Genomic DNA, 14,730 nt, shown 5'->3' with positions numbered 1-14,730 from the left:
GGGCGCACCCCTTCCCCGGTTGTCCGGGCACCACGGGGGGTGACGACGCGTAGTCGGCCCCGGAAGGGCGCCGTGCCGGAAAGTGCCCGATTCGTCCCTCCGTCCTCGTGGTAGTGCGGAACTCGCGTGTCGAGACGAGTGAACGGTCAACCGGGTGACGTGCGGAACGTTGTCGCCTTGCCGTACGTTGCCGTGCCGTGACCACTCTCCTGGGACGGTTCAAGCAGCAGCTGCGCCGGTTCGCGCAGAAGCCCGGCTCCGCCGACCTCTCGCCCTACCGCAAGCTGCTCGACGAGGTGAACGAGCAGGCCGAGCGGGTGAAGGCGCTGAGTGACGAGGAACTGACCGCGGCCGCCACGGCGCTGCGCGGGAAGTCCGAGTTCGGCCGCCAGGAGCTGGTCGAGGTCTGCGCGCTCGGCCGGGAGGCCGCCGACCGCGCCCTGGGGCTGCGACCGTTCGACGTGCAGGTCCTGGGCTCCCTGGGGCTGCTGGAGGGCCACGTCGTCGAGATGGCCACCGGTGAGGGCAAGACGCTCTCCGGCGCCATCGCCGCCGCCGGCTTCGCGCTGCGCGGCGACCGGGTGCACGTGGTCTCGGTCAACGACTACCTGGCCCAGCGCGACGCCCAGTGGATGGGCCCCCTCTACGAGCTGCTCGGCGTGAGCGTCGGCTGGATCGACCAGGGCTCCAAGCCCGAGGAGCGCCGCGCCGCCTACCAGGCCGAGGTCACCTACTCGTCGGTCAGCGAGATCGGCTTCGACGTGCTGCGCGACCGGCTGTCCACCGACGAGGGCGACCTGATCGTGCCGGAGCCCCGCGTGGCGCTGGTCGACGAGGCCGACTCCGTCCTCGTCGACGAGGCGCGCGTGCCGCTGGTGCTCGCGGGCTCCACGGCCGGTCCCGCCGTCGACCCCGCCCTGGCCGACCTGGTCAAGCGGCTGCGCCGCGACCTGCACTTCGAGATCGACGACGAGGAGCGCAACGTCTACCTGACGGGCGCGGGCAGCGAGCTGGTCGAACGGGCGCTCGGCGGCATCGACCTGTACTCCGACGAGCACGTGTCGACCACGCTGTCCAAGGTCAACGTCGCCCTGCACGCCCAGGTGCTGCTGCACCGCGACGTCGACTACATCGTGCGCGACGGCAAGGTCCACCTGATCAACGACACCCGCGGCCGGATCGCGAAGCTCCAGCGCTGGCCCGACGGCCTCCAGGCCGCCGTGGAGGCCAAGGAGAACGTCGCCACGACCGACGCGGGCGAGGTGCTCGACTCGATCACCGTGCAGGCGCTGCTGAGCCGCTACCCCACGGTGTGCGGCATGACCGGCACCGCGGTCGCCGTGGCCGAGCAGCTGCGCGACTTCTACCAGCTGGAAGTGCTGGTCATCCCGCCGAACGTGGAGACGGTCCGCGAGGACGAGGCGCCCCGCCTGTACGCGACGCTGGAGCAGAAGGAAGCCGCGATCGTCGCCGAGATCAAGGAGGTCCACGGGACGGGCCGCCCGATCCTCGTCGGCACGCTCGACGTGGCCGAGTCCGAGCGGCTGTCGCGCAAGCTGTCCGAGGCCGGCCTGGAGTGCGTGGTCCTCAACGCGAAGAACGACGCCGAGGAGGCCGCGATCATCGCCGACGCGGGCTCGTTCGGGCGCGTCACCGTGTCGACCCAGATGGCGGGTCGCGGCACGGACATCCGGCTGGGCGGGCACGACTCGACCGACCGGGAGCGCATCGCCGAGCTGGGCGGCCTCTACGTCATCGGCACGGGCCGGCACTCGTCGTCGCGGCTGGACGACCAGCTGCGCGGTCGCGCGGGCCGCCAGGGCGACCCCGGCGGCTCGGTGTTCTTCTCCTCGCTCCAGGACGAGCTGGTCACCCAGTACGTGCCGGACCACGACGAGCCCGCCGAGGTGGACGAGGAGACCGGCCGCGTCACCGACTCGGGCACGCTGCACACCGTGGAGCACGCGCAGCGCATCGCCGAGGGCGTGCAGCTGGAGATCCACCGCAACACGTGGCGCTACAACAAGTTGATCGAGCACCAGCGGCTGCTGCTGCTCAAGCACCGCGACAAGTTGCTGCGCACGGAGCTGGCGTGGGAGGAGCTGTCCTCGCGCAAGCCCGACCGGGTGCACGAGCTGGAGGACCTCGACCACGGGATCAAGGTCGAGGCGGCCCGGTTGGTCGCGCTGCACCACCTCGACCAGCGGTGGAGCGACCACCTGACGTTCCTGACCGACCTGCGCGAGGGCATCCACCTGCGGGCGCTGGCCAGGCAGAACCCGCTGGACGAGTTCCACCGGGAGGCGATCCCGGCCTACAACAGGATCGTGCCGGACGCCTGGGACGAGGCGGAGGAGACGTTCGCCAAGGTGCAGATCGACGCCGACGGCGCGCACCTCGCCGAGGCGGGCGTGCAGCGCCCGAACACGACGTGGACGTACCTGGTCAACGACAACCCGTTCTCCTCCGGCCTGGAGGAGACGTTCAAGGGCCTGGTGAAGCTGGTCCGCCGCCGCTGAGCGGCGGACGGGGGTCGTGCGGGCTGGGAGCGGCCCAGCCCGCTGCGGCGGTCAGACTGCGGGGGCGGCCAACGTCGCGTCGTCCACCGGGTCGGCCTGACGGGGCAGACCGGTCGGCTTCGGCATCCGCTGCTGCACCGCCTGCTCGGTGAGCGCACGGATCTCCGCCAGGATGTCCAGGTGCTGCTTGGACGGTGGCGGACCGACGAAGTTGGAGTGGTCGAACGCGGTGCGTTCGGCCAGGTGGGCCAGGTTCCGGATGCGCTGGATCAGGTCCCACTCCTGCTCTGCGCGCTTCGAGCGCCGTTGCTCAGTCACCCCGGAAGCAGACACCTCACGCCGGGTGAAGGTAAATCACCTGGAGGTGCGAACTTCGCTGCGTCAACTCAGCTACCCCGACCAGCCGCGACAAAACACCCCGATCGAAGGTCTAAAGGCTCCACTCCTGTGCTAGGTGGTAGGCCGCACAGGCATTCACGTCCAGCACGTAAGCCGTTGCCGTCCCGCACTGCTGAGGTGACCCGCCGGGGTCGACCGGTTGGCCGTGCCCCATACCGGTGACGGTGTGGGAACGGACCACAGGTGACCCCGCGTTGTTGAAGTACGTCGCACGGGGGTAGCTCGAAACGGTGTCGGTCACGTCGGCGGTGGCGTCGGTGCCGTGCACGTCGGTCCACTGCTCGACGATCTCCCGCTGGTTGGCCGCGACGACGGTGTGGTCGGCCGTCCCGTGCCACACGGTCATCGTCGGCCACGGACCCCGGTGCGACGACGCCGCGCGCACCTTGTCGCCCCACTGCGCCGGCGTGAGGTTCCTGCCCGGGTTCATGCAGCCGAACGCGTCGATCACCGTGGTGGCGCACCCCGCGGGCAGTCCGGCCACCACGCCGCCCCCCGAGTACACGTCGGGGTAGGCGGCGAGCAGGGCCGAGGTCATCCCACCACCCGCGGACAGCCCGGTGGCGAAGGTCCGCCCGGTGCCGTGGTCGGCCTTCACCCGGGCGACCATCGAGGCGATCGACGCCGCCTCGCCCTGCCCGCGGGCGGTGTCGGCGGCCTGGAACCAGTTGAAGCACTTGTTGAGGTTGTTGGCGCTCTGCTGCTGCGGCAGCACGACGGCGAACCCCATCCGCCCGGCCAGCGACACCCAGCCGCTGGACGTGCCGTAGCCGGCGTCCTGCGTGCAGCCGTGCAGCACGACCACCAGCGGGCTTCCCGCGGGCAGTCCGTCCGGCACGTGGCGGAACATCTTCAGGTTCCCGGGATTCGGCCCGAACGAGGGGACTTCGACCACGCTCGCGGCGTGCGCGGGTGGCGCGAACACCGTCATCGACAACAGGGCGACCAGTGCGAGTACGCGCATGCGGACCTCCTTGTCCGCACCCGACGGTAAGAGCGGCCCCGCGCCGGGCACGATGGCGGCGTGCACCACAACCGCCGCACCGGCCATGGGGTCCGCGACCATTCCGGGCCGCCGCGAACCGCCCTACGGTCCACGGGTGAACATCGCCGTCCCGCTGATCGCAGCGCTCCTCGCGACCACGGTGCAGGCGGTGCCCGCGTCCGCCCGAGAGGGATGCGGCCCCCTGCGCGTTCCCGGTGCCGCGCACCAGGAACTGACCCACCTCGACGACCTGTCCACCGCCGGTGGGCGCACCGACCCGGCCGACTGGGCGGGCCTCACCCCGGCCGGCCTGCCCGCGCCGACCCCGGTGGCGGGCACCCAGGTCGACGGCTACTTCCCCGACTCCTCCACCGGCAACACCAACAACGGGTGGGCGCACGACTCGCAGTTCGTGATCCGCCTGCCGCGCCGCTGGAACGGCGGCCTCGTCGTCACCGGCTCGCCGGGCGTGCGCGAGCAGTACGCGAACGACCGGGCGATCAGCGACTTCGCGCTGGCGCGCGGGTACGCGTTCGCGGCCACCGACAAGGGCAACACCGGCGTGACCTTCCACCGGGACGGCGAGCGGCCGGGTGACGCCATCGCCGAGTGGAACCACCGCGTCACGCAGCTCACCCGCGCCGCGCGGACCGTCGTGGCCCAGCGCTACTGCCGCCCGCCGTCACGCACCCTGGCCACCGGCATCTCCAACGGCGGCTACCTGGTGCGCTGGCAGCTGGAGAACCACCCCGAGCTGTACGACGGCGGCGTCGACTGGGAGGGCGCGCTGTGGTCGGCGCGCGGCCCGAACCTGCTGACCTTCCTGCCGCCCGCGCTCGCCGGGTACGCGACGGGCGACCGCGCGGCGGTGGTCGCGGCGGGCTTCCCGGCCGAGTCGGAGTTCCTCTGGCCGTTCCACCACCAGCACTACTGGGACCTGACCCAGCGGATCTACCGCGAGGAGCTGGACCCGGGCTGGGACGGCGCGACCGAGGCGGGCACCCCGTTCTGCGCGCCGGGCACGCCGCTGTGCGATGCCGACTACGACTACGCGTCGCGGCCGGCGGCGCAGCGGGCCGTCGCCCGCATCGCCCTGACCGGTCGCATCGGCAGACCGCTGCTCACCCTGCACGGCACCCTGGACGCGCTGCTGCCGATCACCAAGAGCTCCGACGCGTACGCCGACCTGGTCCGCGCGGCCGGGCGCGGCCACCTGTTCCGGTACTACCGCGTCGAGGGCGGCACGCACGTCGATTCGCTGTACGACGCCTTCCCGGACCGCCTGCGCCCGCTGACCCCGTGCCACCGCACGGCGTTCGCGGCGCTGGAGGGCTGGCTGGCCGGCGCCCGCCCGCCCGCGTCCGCGACCGTCCCGCGCCCCGCGGTGGTGAGCGCGACGGAGTGCGCCCTGGCGTGACGCCCCCGCCCGGCGCGCCCGCGGTGGGCGCGCCGGGCGCGTCACGCGCGGCGGCGCGGTCAGGGCTGCCCCGAGCCCACGACCCGCATCAGCTTCAGCGCCAACTGCACCTCCAGCACCCGCTCCGGCGACTGCCAGTCCTCGCCCAGCAGCGACGCCACCCGGTCGAGCCGCTGCACGACCGTGTTCACGTGCACGTGCAGCTCCTCCTTGGCGCGGCTGAGGTTCGCGCCGCACGCGAAGTACGCGGTGACCGTCCGCACCAGCTCGGTGCCCCGGCTCGCGTCGTAGTCCAGCAGTGGCCCCAGCGTGGCGCGCACGTACCCGGTCACGTCGGCCCGGTCGCCCAGCAGGACGCCGACGAACCCCAGGTCGGCCAGTGTGCCGCCGGTGCCCCGCCGGTCGAGCCGGAGCAGCGCGCGCAGGCACCGCGCGGCCTCGGCGTGCGCGGTCGCCACGTGCTGCGGCCCGTGCGCCGGGCCGCCCGAGCCCACGGTCACCGGCACGCCGACGGCGGCGCCCAGCACCCGCGCGGCGTCGTGCGCGGCGCGGCGGAGGTCGGCCCCGGGCAGCACCAGCACGACGTGCTCGCCGTGCGCGCCCGCCAGCCCCCGGCACGCCGAGGCGTGGTGCGCGGCGGCGGCCAGCAGCCGGTCGCGGGGACCGTCGGCGACCAGGACGACGTGCTCGGCGGCCAGCTCGACGCCCACCCGGCGGGCGCGGGCGCGCAACGCCACCGGGTCCGGTCCGGTCGGCGCGAGCAGGTCGGTGATCAGCTCGCCGCGCACCTTGTTCTCCGCCTCGGCGACCGTGCGGCGCAGGAGCAGCAGCAGGGCGGTGACCACGCCCGCGCGCTCGAACAGCCGGCGGTCCGCATCGCCGAGGTCGGGGCGGTCGGTGAGGGTCAGGCCGCCGAGCAGCTCGCGGCCCGCCAGCACCGCGCACACCCACGTGCCGTCCTGCGGCACGGCCCGGCCGCTCACCCGCGAGGCGTTGACCGCGGGCCGCGACGACAGGACCCGCGCGGTGCCGATGCGGGCCAGCTCGCCGCCGTCCGCGTCGTGCACCACGATCCCACCGTCGAGGACCTGCGCCACGGCGGCGGCCACCTCGGGCACGTCCGCGCCGCGCAGCACGAGGTCCGTCAACCGGTCGTGGGCCTCCTCGGCGCGGCGCATGGCCTCGTTGTGCGCGCGGATCGTGCCGCCCGCGGCGCGGGTCTCCTCCAGCAGGTGCGCGGTGTCCAGCGCGATGGCCGCGTGGTCGGCCAGCGACGACAGCAGCGCCACCTCCTCCGGCGGGAACTGGCGCGGCGACCGGTTGGCCGCGTACAGCACGCCGATGACGCGGCGGTCGAGCTTCAGCGGCACGCCGAGGATCGCGACCAGGCCCTCGTCGCGCACGGCGGCGTCGATCGGGTCGGTGTGGTCGAACCGGTCGTCGGCGAAGTAGTCGGCGGTCACGTAGGGCCGCGCGGTCTGCGCCACGAGCCCGCCCAGCCCTTCGCCCATGCCGAGCCGGACCTGTTGGAACAGCGCCGAGATCGACCCGTCGGTGACCCGCATGTACGTGCCGCGCTCGCCGACGTCGTTCATGCTCAGGTAGGCGATGTCCGCGCCCAGGAGCTGCCGCGCGCGCCGCACGATGGAGCGCAGCACCGCGTCCGGGTCGCGCACGCCGGCCAGGTCGTTGGCGGTGTCGAACAACGCCTCCAGCTCGGCCTCGCGGCGGCGGTGCGCGGTGAGCGTGCGGTGGACCCGCATCGCCCACTCGGCCGCCCGCGCGACCCGGTCCAGCCCGACCCCGGTCACGCCCGCCGCGCGGGCCGCGGGGAGCACCTCCGCGAGCCGCTCGCTGCCCGCGTCGTTCGCCAGCAGGTCCAGCAGCTCCAGCAGGTGCTCCACCGCGTCCGCCCCACTCATGCGCTCATGCTGTCACCGAGGAGCGCTCCCCGGTGGTCCGGTCCAGCGACGTCCCCTTCGTCTCCTTGGCCGCCACCACGGCGATCACCGTGATCACGCACATCGCCACCACGTACAGCACGACGGGCAGGGTGCTCCGGTACGCGGCCAGCAGGGCGGTGGCGATGAGCGGGGCCACGGCGCCCGCCGCGATCGACGCGAGCTGGTAGCCGATGGACGCGCCCGAGTAGCGGACCTTCGTGCCGAACAGCTCGGAGAAGAACGCGGCCTGCGGGCCGTACATGGCGCCGTGCAGCACGAGGCCGATCGTGACGGCGAGCGTCATGGGCACGAACGACTTCGTGTCCAGCAGGGCGAAGAAGGCGAACATCCACGCGGCCATGCCGACCGCGCCGATCAGGTAGGTGGTGCGGCGGCCGATGCGGTCCGACAGCGCGCCCCACAGCGGAATCGTGACCAGGTGGGCGAAGGACGCGATGAGCACCGCGTTGAGGCCCGCCGAGCGCGGCATTTCCAGCTCGGTGGTGATGTAGACCAGGATGAACGCGGTGATCACGTAGTACGACACGTTCTCCGCCATGCGCGCGCCCATGGCGATCAGCACCTCGCGCCAGTGGTGGCGCACCACCGACACGATCGGGGCCTTCTCGGGCTGCCTGGTCGCCTCGGCCCGGCGCTGCGCCTCCAGGAACACGGGCGATTCCTCGACGCTGAGCCGAATCCACAGTCCGATGAGGACCAGCACGCCGGACAGCAGGAACGGCACGCGCCAGCCCCACGACAGGAACGCCTCGTCGCTCTGCACGGCGGCCAGGACGGCGAGCACGGCGGTGGCGAGCAGGTTGCCCATCGGCGCGCCCGCCTGCGGCCACGACGCCCAGAAGCCGCGCCGCGCCGCGCTGCCGTGCTCGGACACGATGAGCACCGCGCCGCCCCACTCACCGCCGAGCGCGAAGCCCTGGACCAGCCGCAGCAGCGTCAGCAGCAGGGGCGCGGCCACGCCGATGGTGGCGTACGTGGGCAGCAGGCCCATGGCGAACGTCGCGGCGCCCATCAGCAGCAGGCTCAGCACGAGCAGCTTCTTGCGGCCGAGCTTGTCGCCGTAGTGGCCGAACACCAGGCCGCCGAGCGGTCGGGCCAGGAAGCCGATCGCGTAGGTGGTGAACGCGAGCAGCGTCCCGACGAGCGGGTCGGCGCTGGGGAAGAACAGCTTGTTGAACACCAGCGCGGCGGCCGAGCCGTAGAGGAAGAAGTCGTACCACTCGACGGTGGTTCCGACGAGGCTGCCTATGACGACCTTGGCGAAGCCGGGTTTCGGCGGGTTCTGCACGGTCATGGCGGTCACCACTTCGTTGGGGGTGTGCTTGCGGGGGAAGGGGGTTACTGGGCGGTCCAGCCGCCGTCGATCGTGAACGAGGCGCCGGTGACGTGGCCGGAGTGCGCGCCGCACAGCCACCGCACGACGGAGGCCACCTCGTCCGGTTCCACGAGCTGCTTGATGGCGTGCCGGGCCAGCAGCACGTCGGCGAGCACGCGGTCCGGGTCGATGCCGTGCGCCCTGGCCTGGTCGGCGACCTGGTTCTCGACCAGGGGCGTGCGGACGTAGCCGGGGCTGACGCAGTTGCTGGTGACGCCGTGCGGCGCGCCCTCCAGCGCGATGACCTTGCTCAGGCCCTCCAGGCCGTGCTTGGCGGCGACGTAGGCGGACTTGAAGGCGCTCGCGCGCGTGCCGTGCACGCTGGAGAGGTTGACGACCCGGCCCCAGCCGCGGTGGTACATGTGCGGCAGGACGTGGCGGGCGAGCAGGAACGGCGCGGTCACCATGACCCGCTGGAGCAGCTCGAACCGCTCCGGCGGGAACTCGTGGACGGGGGCGACGTGCTGGAGGCCCGCGTTGTTGACCAGGACGTCGACCTCGGTGGGCAGGCCGGACACGTCGCCGGTCAGGTCGACGGCGTGGCCGGTGCCGCCGACCTGCCGGGCGACCTCGGCCACGCCGTCGGCGTCGCGGTCCACCACGTGCACCTTCGCGCCGGCTGCGGCGAGCGCCACCGCCACCGCCCGCCCGATGCCGCCGGCGGCGCCGGTGACCAGGGCGGTGCGGCCGGAGAGGTCGTCGCTGTGACCGGGGACACTCGTCATGGCCCGAAACGCTAGGTGACCTGCGGTTCTCCGCCCATGTGAGTGGTCTACACAACGTGCGGGCGTCGGGTGTGTTCAGGCAACAGTGAGTGACACGGGCATCGACTTCGTGAATACCGACTGAAGTTGGCGTTGCGACATGAGTAGTCTGCTTTGGCCCGATCGGGGGACCAACCAGGCTATGGGAGTTACCAAGTGTCACTCACGCCGATCTACGACGACCTGCTGCGCGAGTTCGAGGGGATCATCCTGGCGAGCCGGGGCGTGCCGACCGACGGGACCGCGGAGAACGGGGAGCGGGCCGACGCCCCGGACACCGGGGCCACCGGGGCCGCTGTCGAGACGACCTCGGGGACCATCGACCAGGCCGCCGACACCACGACCGGCTGACCGGCGGGGCGCGCGTCAGTCACGGGGACGGCGGCGGAAGGCCGCGCGGAGCTGGCGGCGCACCCGTCGACCGGCCAGGCCGATCGGTGCGACCACCGAACCGCGCACCCAGCGCACCGGTGCGACGACCGCGCCCCACCAGACCCGACGGACCCCGCGGCCGACCGGCGCCAGCACGGTGTCCCGCACCCACCGGGCCGGGGTCACGACCAGCGCCCGCCAGGCGCGCGCGAGTCCCCGCCCCAGCGGCCGCAGAGCCCGCCGGAACACCCACACCGCCCCGGCGCGCAGGCGGCGCCCCACCGCCGCCAACGCCCGCCCGACCCGCCGGAACGCCCACACCAGCGCGCCCAGGAACAGCCGGAGCAGCCACCACAACCCGGCGCCCACACCCCGCAGGGGTCGGACCACCACGTTCCAGCCGACCCACCGCAGGCCGCGCCCGACCCACCACCCGACCCACCGCAGGCCGTCCCCGACCCACCGCAGGCCACGCCCGACCCACCTCCCCACCGACCGCAGGCCATCCCCGACCTGCCGCCGAACCCACCGCAACCCGGCCCCGACCGCCCAGGCCGCCCGCACCACGACGTGTCGCCACACCCACGACAGCCCACGACCGACCGGCACCGCGCCCGTCCGCCACACCCACCGCGCCGGGTCGAGCACGAGCACGCGCCCCACCCCGCGCAGTCCGCGACCGGCAGGCCGCACCAGCTCCCGCGACACCCACCGCCCCGCCGCGCGCACCCCGCGCCCCGCCGGTCGGGCCACCACCGCGAACGTCCACCGCGCCGCCCGGCGCACCGCCTCGCCACCGACGCGCAACCCGCGTCCCACCACCCTGGCGACGGCACGCAGCCCACGCCCCGCACCCCCGGCGGCGGCGCGCGACCCACGTCCGACCACCGCCCCGACGGCACGCAGCCCGCGCCCGACCGCCCCCGCACCGGCGCGCAACCTCCGCCCCACAGCCCCCGCACCGGCGCGCACACCCCGTCCCACCGGACGCAGGACCGCGACGAGCACCCACCGCCCCGCCCGCGACACCGGCCGCACCGCGAACCGCCCGACCGCGCCGGCCACCAGGTGCCCGATCGCGCGCAGGCCGCGTCCCACCGCGCCCGTCACCCGCGCCACACCACGGCCCACCGGACCGAGAGCCGCACGGAACGAGCGGACCACCTTCCCGCCGAACGCCCACACCCTCGTCGCCGACGCGGCGACCGGGCGCAGCACCAGGCGGTGCACCGCCTCCCACGCCAACCGCACCGGCACCACGACCAGCACCGCCACGGCGCGCGCCACCCACACCGCCCAAGCGGGCGGCTCGACCTCGTCCTTCTCCCCCGTCATGCCACTCGGACGCGCCCGGAGGGCGAGCGGTGCCGCTCGGCGCCGCGATGCGATGAGCGCCTCAACGCCCACCGTCCCATCCGCCTAGGTGACACCGGAGTCCAACCGGCACAAGAAGTCCGCACCCGCGAGTCGTAAGTCCAACCCCCGCGAGTCGTAAGCCCGCGCCCCGCGAGTCGTAAGTCCGCGCCCGGCGAGTCGTAGGGCCGCGCCCGACGAGTCGTAGGTTCGAGCCAGAGCGTGGACGTACGACTCGCGGGGCGCGGACTTACGACTCGCCGGGCGCGGACTTACGACTCGCGGGGCGCGGGCTTACGACTCGCGGGTGGTTACTTCGGTTGTTCCAGGAGGTCCGCCGGGACCGGTTCGTCCTTCTCCAGGGCGCCGAACAGGCGCAGGGCGTTGTCGCGGTCCCACTGGACCACGGAGCCCGCGCCGGGCACGGTCGGCGTGCCGCCCACGGGCACCGTGACCGTGTCCACTCCCCCGCCCATCGCGAACGCCATGCCCGCGAGGTGGTGCAGGTGGTCGTCGGAGTTGACCGAGATCGAGTCGGTGCTCGCGAACAGCAGCGGGAACGCGCGGAACGGGTTCGCCAGCACGCCGACGCTGGTGGCCTTGTCGCTCAGCGCGGCCAGGAACTTGCGCTGGTTCTGCACGCGCTGGAGGTCGGCCGTGGCGAACGCGCGGGTCCGCACGAAACCGAGCGCCTGCGCGCCGTTCAGCTCCTGGCAGCCGGGCTGGAGGTCCAGGCCCGCCAACGGGTCCTGCATCGGCTCGTCGATGCACATGTCCACGCCGCCGATGGCGTCCACGATCCCGGCGAACCCGCCGAAGCCGATCTCCATGTAGTGGTCGACGTGGATTCCGGTCGCGCCTTCGAGGCTCTGCACCAGCAGCGACGGCCCGCCGATCGCGAACGCCGCGTTGATCTTGTTCTTGCCGTTGCCGGGGATGTCCACGTACGAGTCGCGCGGCACGCTCACCAGCGTCGCCTTCCCGGAGCCGTCCGGGATGTGCAGCAGCATGATCGTGTCGGTGCGCCGGCCGCCCGCGTCACCGGTGGCCAGCTCGGCCTTCTGCTCCTCGGTCAGGTCGTCGCGCGCGTCGGACCCGACGAGCAGCCAGTTGGTGCCCGGGGTGTCCGCCGGCCGGCCCTCGTAGTCGCCGAGCGCGTCGATGCGGCGCAGCGACGAGTCGACGTACACCCACATGCCGACGCCGAGCGCCAGCAGCAGCACCAGCACGACCGCGACGATCCGGCCGACCCTGCGCTTGCGGCGCGGCGGCGCCTGCCGGTAGCCGCCGGCACCGGCCCTCGCGACGGCGGGTGCCCGACCGCCACCCTGGCGAGCGCCCTGCTGCGGCTGCTGGTAGCCGGGTTGCGGGTAGGCACGCGTGCGCTGCTGGGGAGGACGCTGCGCGGGGCGCCCTCCCCCTTGGTACCCGCCCTGCTGATACCCGCCGTTCATCTGACGACCCCGCTCCGTGTGTCGGCCACTGCTCGCAGATAAGGACGCGACGCGTGGCGAGAGGTTGCCAGCCTAGTGGCCGGGCCGCGCCCTAGTGGTCCGGCGGGAGCACGAGGGCGGCCAGCAGGCGGTCCAGCTCGGCCACCGGGTCGTCGGTGAGGCCGGTGTGCGCGGGCGAGGTCTGCACGATGGTGGACCGGGGCGCGGTGAGCCACCGGAACCGCTGTCCGGCCGACGTGCGCGCCACCGGACCGGCGGTCGACGAGCCGTCGCACGACAGCCCCAGGTGCTCCAGGCTCGCCCGCAGCACCTCGACGTCCAGGAACGGGTCGAGCGCCAGCACCCGCTTCTCGTCCACGTGCACGCGCGCACCGAGGAAGTCGAGGTCCTTGCAGTAGACGAGGACGCCGACGTTGACGAACTCGCCGCGCTCCTGGCGGGGCACGGCGCGCAGCAGCGCGTACTCAAACACGTGCGGCACGGGCGGCCTCCAGTGCGTCGACCCACGTCCGCGGCGCGGCCAGGCGGGAGGTGAAGAACTGCTCGTACGCGCCGCGCACGGCGTCCGGCGTGCCGAACGCCTCGTCCTGCGCGAGCCACTCGTCGGGCACGAGCGCCAGCACCTCGCGCACCAGTTCCGGGGTCACGCGGGCGGTCAGCTCGGCGTCCACGTCGGCCGGCGGGCCGGCGAACGGCAGCATCAGGTGGTCGGCCGCGTCGAACCGGTAGGTCGCCGCGGGGAACCGCTCGGGCCGCCACGAGTGGTGGAAGTACAGCGAGGCGCCGTGGTCGATGAGCCACAGCTCCCGGTGCCACAGCAGCGTGTTGGGGTTGCGCCAGCTCCGGTCGACGTTGAGCGTCAGGGCGTCCAGCCACAGCAGCCGGGTCGCCAGGTCGGTGGACGGCTCGCGCACCACCGGGTTGTAGTCGAACGAGCCGGGCAGGTAGTCCAGCCCCAGGTTCAGGCCGCCGCTGGCCTTGAGCAGCTCCTGGACCTCCTGGTCGGGCTCGGCGCGGCCCAGCTCGGGGTCCAGCTCCACGAGCACGAGCTCGGGCACGCGGAAGCCGAGGCGGCGGGCCAGCTCACCGACGACGATCTCGGCGATCAGCGCCTTCACGCCCTGGCCCGCGCCCCGGAACTTGAGCACGTACATGCCGAGGTCGTCGGCTTCGACGAGGCCCGGCAACGAACCGCCCTCCCGCAGGGGCGTGACGTAGCGGGTGGCCGCGACCTGGCGCAGCCCGTTCGTGGGGTTCACGCCCGGCATCATCGTCAATGCCGGGCGCGGACCGCCAACCGGTTACGCCGCGGAGCCCGCCAGGGCCGCCACGGCCGGCAGGTAGCCGGACGCGTGACCGGCGCGGTTGGGGTGGTAGGAGCGGTCGACGGGGACGAGGACGAGGCCGTTCACCCACGGGTCGGCCGCGCACGCGCCGTGCCCGCTGAACTCGTCGCGCACGTCGGCGAACCGGAACCCGGCGGCCTCCGCCCGCGCGGCGGTGACCTCGGTGATCACGTCGACGGCGTGGTTGAGCGCCTCCCGCTTGGGCCCGGTCATCAGGCACCACGAGCCGAACGAGAACAGCTTCGGGTAGCCGACCACGACGACGTCCGCCCGGTCGGACGAGCGGCCGGACGAACGGCGGTTCGCGCGGTCGCCCAGCCGGTCGCGCACCTTCCCGTAGAGGACGTCGAGGCGGCCGGGCAGCTCGTCGCGGATGAACGCCTCGGCGGTGGCGACGCGGTCGCGGCACCCCTGGTCGTCGCTGAGGGTGCAGGTGACCATGACGTCCTTGAACCCGGCGTCGTTGCCGCCCGCCTGCACGGTGACGAGCCCGGTCTCGGGGGTGACGCGGTCGGCCTGGGCGGTGACTTCCGCGGTGGTGGCCTGGGAGCAGGCAACGGTCACCAGGGTGGCGCCGGTGCGTGCGGCGAGCAGGTTCGGGTAGGCGTGCGGGCTGCGCCGGCAGTCGTCCTGGGCCTCGTCGCCCGCGCCGAGGCCCGCCGCGTAGGAGTCGCCCAGCGAGACGAGTTCCAGCGCGGCGGGCTCGGGAACGGCGGGCGCCGACCAGGCGGCCGGCGCGGTGGCGAGGACCATGAGGAGTGCGACCACGATCGTCTTCATGG

13 protein-coding genes are annotated in these 14,730 nt (G+C 73.5%); 3 read left to right on the top strand and 10 right to left on the bottom strand.

All coding sequences use genetic code 11. The features are described from left to right. The first annotated feature begins 197 nt into the window (after positions 1-197). On the top strand, positions 198-2,519 hold the full coding sequence (gene secA2 / locus J2S66_RS00565) for an accessory Sec system translocase SecA2 (protein WP_310302274.1): 2,322 nt from the start codon (positions 198-200) through the stop codon (positions 2,517-2,519). A 51-nt stretch (positions 2,520-2,570) separates the two neighbouring features. Here secA2 and J2S66_RS00560 read toward each other — a convergent pair whose 3' ends face one another. Both J2S66_RS00560 and J2S66_RS00555 read right to left on the bottom strand, forming a co-directional pair. After that, on the bottom strand, positions 2,571-2,837 hold the full coding sequence (locus J2S66_RS00560; protein ID WP_306750257.1) for a hypothetical protein: 267 nt from the start codon (positions 2,835-2,837) through the stop codon (positions 2,571-2,573). Positions 2,838-2,949: 112 nt separating this feature from the next. Then, positions 2,950-3,882, bottom strand: coding sequence for an extracellular catalytic domain type 1 short-chain-length polyhydroxyalkanoate depolymerase (locus J2S66_RS00555; protein WP_310302271.1), 933 nt, complete (start codon positions 3,880-3,882; stop codon positions 2,950-2,952). An 85-nt stretch (positions 3,883-3,967) separates the two neighbouring features. On the opposite strand from J2S66_RS00555, the gene J2S66_RS00550 reads away from it, so the two are divergent. Beyond that, entirely contained in the window at positions 3,968-5,320 is a 1,353-nt protein-coding gene (locus J2S66_RS00550) for a tannase/feruloyl esterase family alpha/beta hydrolase (protein ID WP_374726058.1), read from the top strand. Positions 5,321-5,379: 59 nt separating this feature from the next. On the opposite strand, the gene J2S66_RS00545 is transcribed toward J2S66_RS00550, so the two are convergent. Genes J2S66_RS00545 through J2S66_RS00535 form a run of 3 tightly spaced genes read right to left on the bottom strand, consistent with a single transcriptional unit; the run spans position 5,380 to position 9,384 of the window. After that, positions 5,380-7,242, bottom strand: a complete 1,863-nt coding sequence (locus J2S66_RS00545; RefSeq protein ID WP_310302265.1) for a helix-turn-helix domain-containing protein — start codon at positions 7,240-7,242, stop codon at positions 5,380-5,382. A gap of 4 nt (positions 7,243-7,246) precedes the next feature. Further along, a complete protein-coding gene (locus tag J2S66_RS00540) occupies positions 7,247-8,578 on the bottom strand; it encodes an MFS transporter (RefSeq protein WP_310302262.1) in 1,332 nt (443 codons plus the stop codon). 44 nt (positions 8,579-8,622) lie between these two features. Next, positions 8,623-9,384, bottom strand: coding sequence for a 3-hydroxybutyrate dehydrogenase (locus J2S66_RS00535; protein WP_310302260.1), 762 nt, complete (start codon positions 9,382-9,384; stop codon positions 8,623-8,625). Between the two features lie 195 nt (positions 9,385-9,579). Between J2S66_RS00535 and J2S66_RS00530 the strand changes: the two genes are divergently transcribed. Continuing rightward, entirely contained in the window at positions 9,580-9,774 is a 195-nt protein-coding gene (locus J2S66_RS00530; RefSeq protein ID WP_310302257.1) for a hypothetical protein, read from the top strand. Between the two features lie 15 nt (positions 9,775-9,789). Here the strand turns inward: J2S66_RS00530 and J2S66_RS00525 are convergent, their stop codons facing one another. The 5 genes from J2S66_RS00525 to J2S66_RS00505 form a co-directional block, all read right to left on the bottom strand. Then, a complete protein-coding gene (locus tag J2S66_RS00525) occupies positions 9,790-11,130 on the bottom strand; it encodes a hypothetical protein (RefSeq protein WP_310302254.1) in 1,341 nt (446 codons plus the stop codon). Positions 11,131-11,459: 329 nt separating this feature from the next. After that, the gene (locus J2S66_RS00520) at positions 11,460-12,602 is read right to left on the bottom strand and encodes an LCP family protein (RefSeq protein WP_310302251.1); all 1,143 of its coding nucleotides are present in this window, start codon (positions 12,600-12,602) and stop codon (positions 11,460-11,462) included. A gap of 91 nt (positions 12,603-12,693) precedes the next feature. Then, positions 12,694-13,083 carry a DUF3037 domain-containing protein gene (locus tag J2S66_RS00515; protein WP_310302248.1) on the bottom strand — a complete coding sequence of 130 codons (390 nt, stop codon included), beginning with the start codon at positions 13,081-13,083 and terminating at the stop codon, positions 12,694-12,696. Beyond that, positions 13,067-13,870, bottom strand: coding sequence for a HipA family kinase (locus tag J2S66_RS00510; protein WP_310302245.1), 804 nt, complete (start codon positions 13,868-13,870; stop codon positions 13,067-13,069). Before J2S66_RS00510 ends, J2S66_RS00515 begins: the two co-directional genes overlap by 17 nt. A 33-nt stretch (positions 13,871-13,903) precedes the next feature. Further along, positions 13,904-14,728 (bottom strand): SGNH/GDSL hydrolase family protein, encoded by an 825-nt coding sequence (locus J2S66_RS00505; protein ID WP_310302242.1) that lies wholly within the window; start codon positions 14,726-14,728, stop codon positions 13,904-13,906. Positions 14,729-14,730 lie beyond the last annotated feature (2 nt).

It is taken from the genome of Saccharothrix longispora (assembly GCF_031455225.1).
GTDB lineage: Bacteria > Actinomycetota > Actinomycetes > Mycobacteriales > Pseudonocardiaceae > Actinosynnema > Actinosynnema longispora.
This window is presented reverse-complemented; position numbering and strand designations above follow the sequence as displayed.

Coding starts and splice junctions, on each gene's coding strand:
- J2S66_RS00555 (WP_310302271.1), bottom strand. CDS start 3,882: ATGCGCGTACTCGCACTGGTCGCCCTGTTGTCGATGACGGTGTTCGCG.
- J2S66_RS00550 (WP_374726058.1), top strand. CDS start 3,968: ATGGGGTCCGCGACCATTCCGGGCCGCCGCGAACCGCCCTACGGTCCA.
- J2S66_RS00545 (WP_310302265.1), bottom strand. CDS start 7,242: ATGAGTGGGGCGGACGCGGTGGAGCACCTGCTGGAGCTGCTGGACCTG.
- J2S66_RS00540 (WP_310302262.1), bottom strand. CDS start 8,578: ATGACCGTGCAGAACCCGCCGAAACCCGGCTTCGCCAAGGTCGTCATA.
- J2S66_RS00535 (WP_310302260.1), bottom strand. CDS start 9,384: ATGACGAGTGTCCCCGGTCACAGCGACGACCTCTCCGGCCGCACCGCC.
- J2S66_RS00525 (WP_310302254.1), bottom strand. CDS start 11,130: ATGACGGGGGAGAAGGACGAGGTCGAGCCGCCCGCTTGGGCGGTGTGG.
- J2S66_RS00520 (WP_310302251.1), bottom strand. CDS start 12,602: ATGAACGGCGGGTATCAGCAGGGCGGGTACCAAGGGGGAGGGCGCCCC.
- J2S66_RS00510 (WP_310302245.1), bottom strand. CDS start 13,870: ATGCCGGGCGTGAACCCCACGAACGGGCTGCGCCAGGTCGCGGCCACC.
- J2S66_RS00505 (WP_310302242.1), bottom strand. CDS start 14,728: ATGAAGACGATCGTGGTCGCACTCCTCATGGTCCTCGCCACCGCGCCG.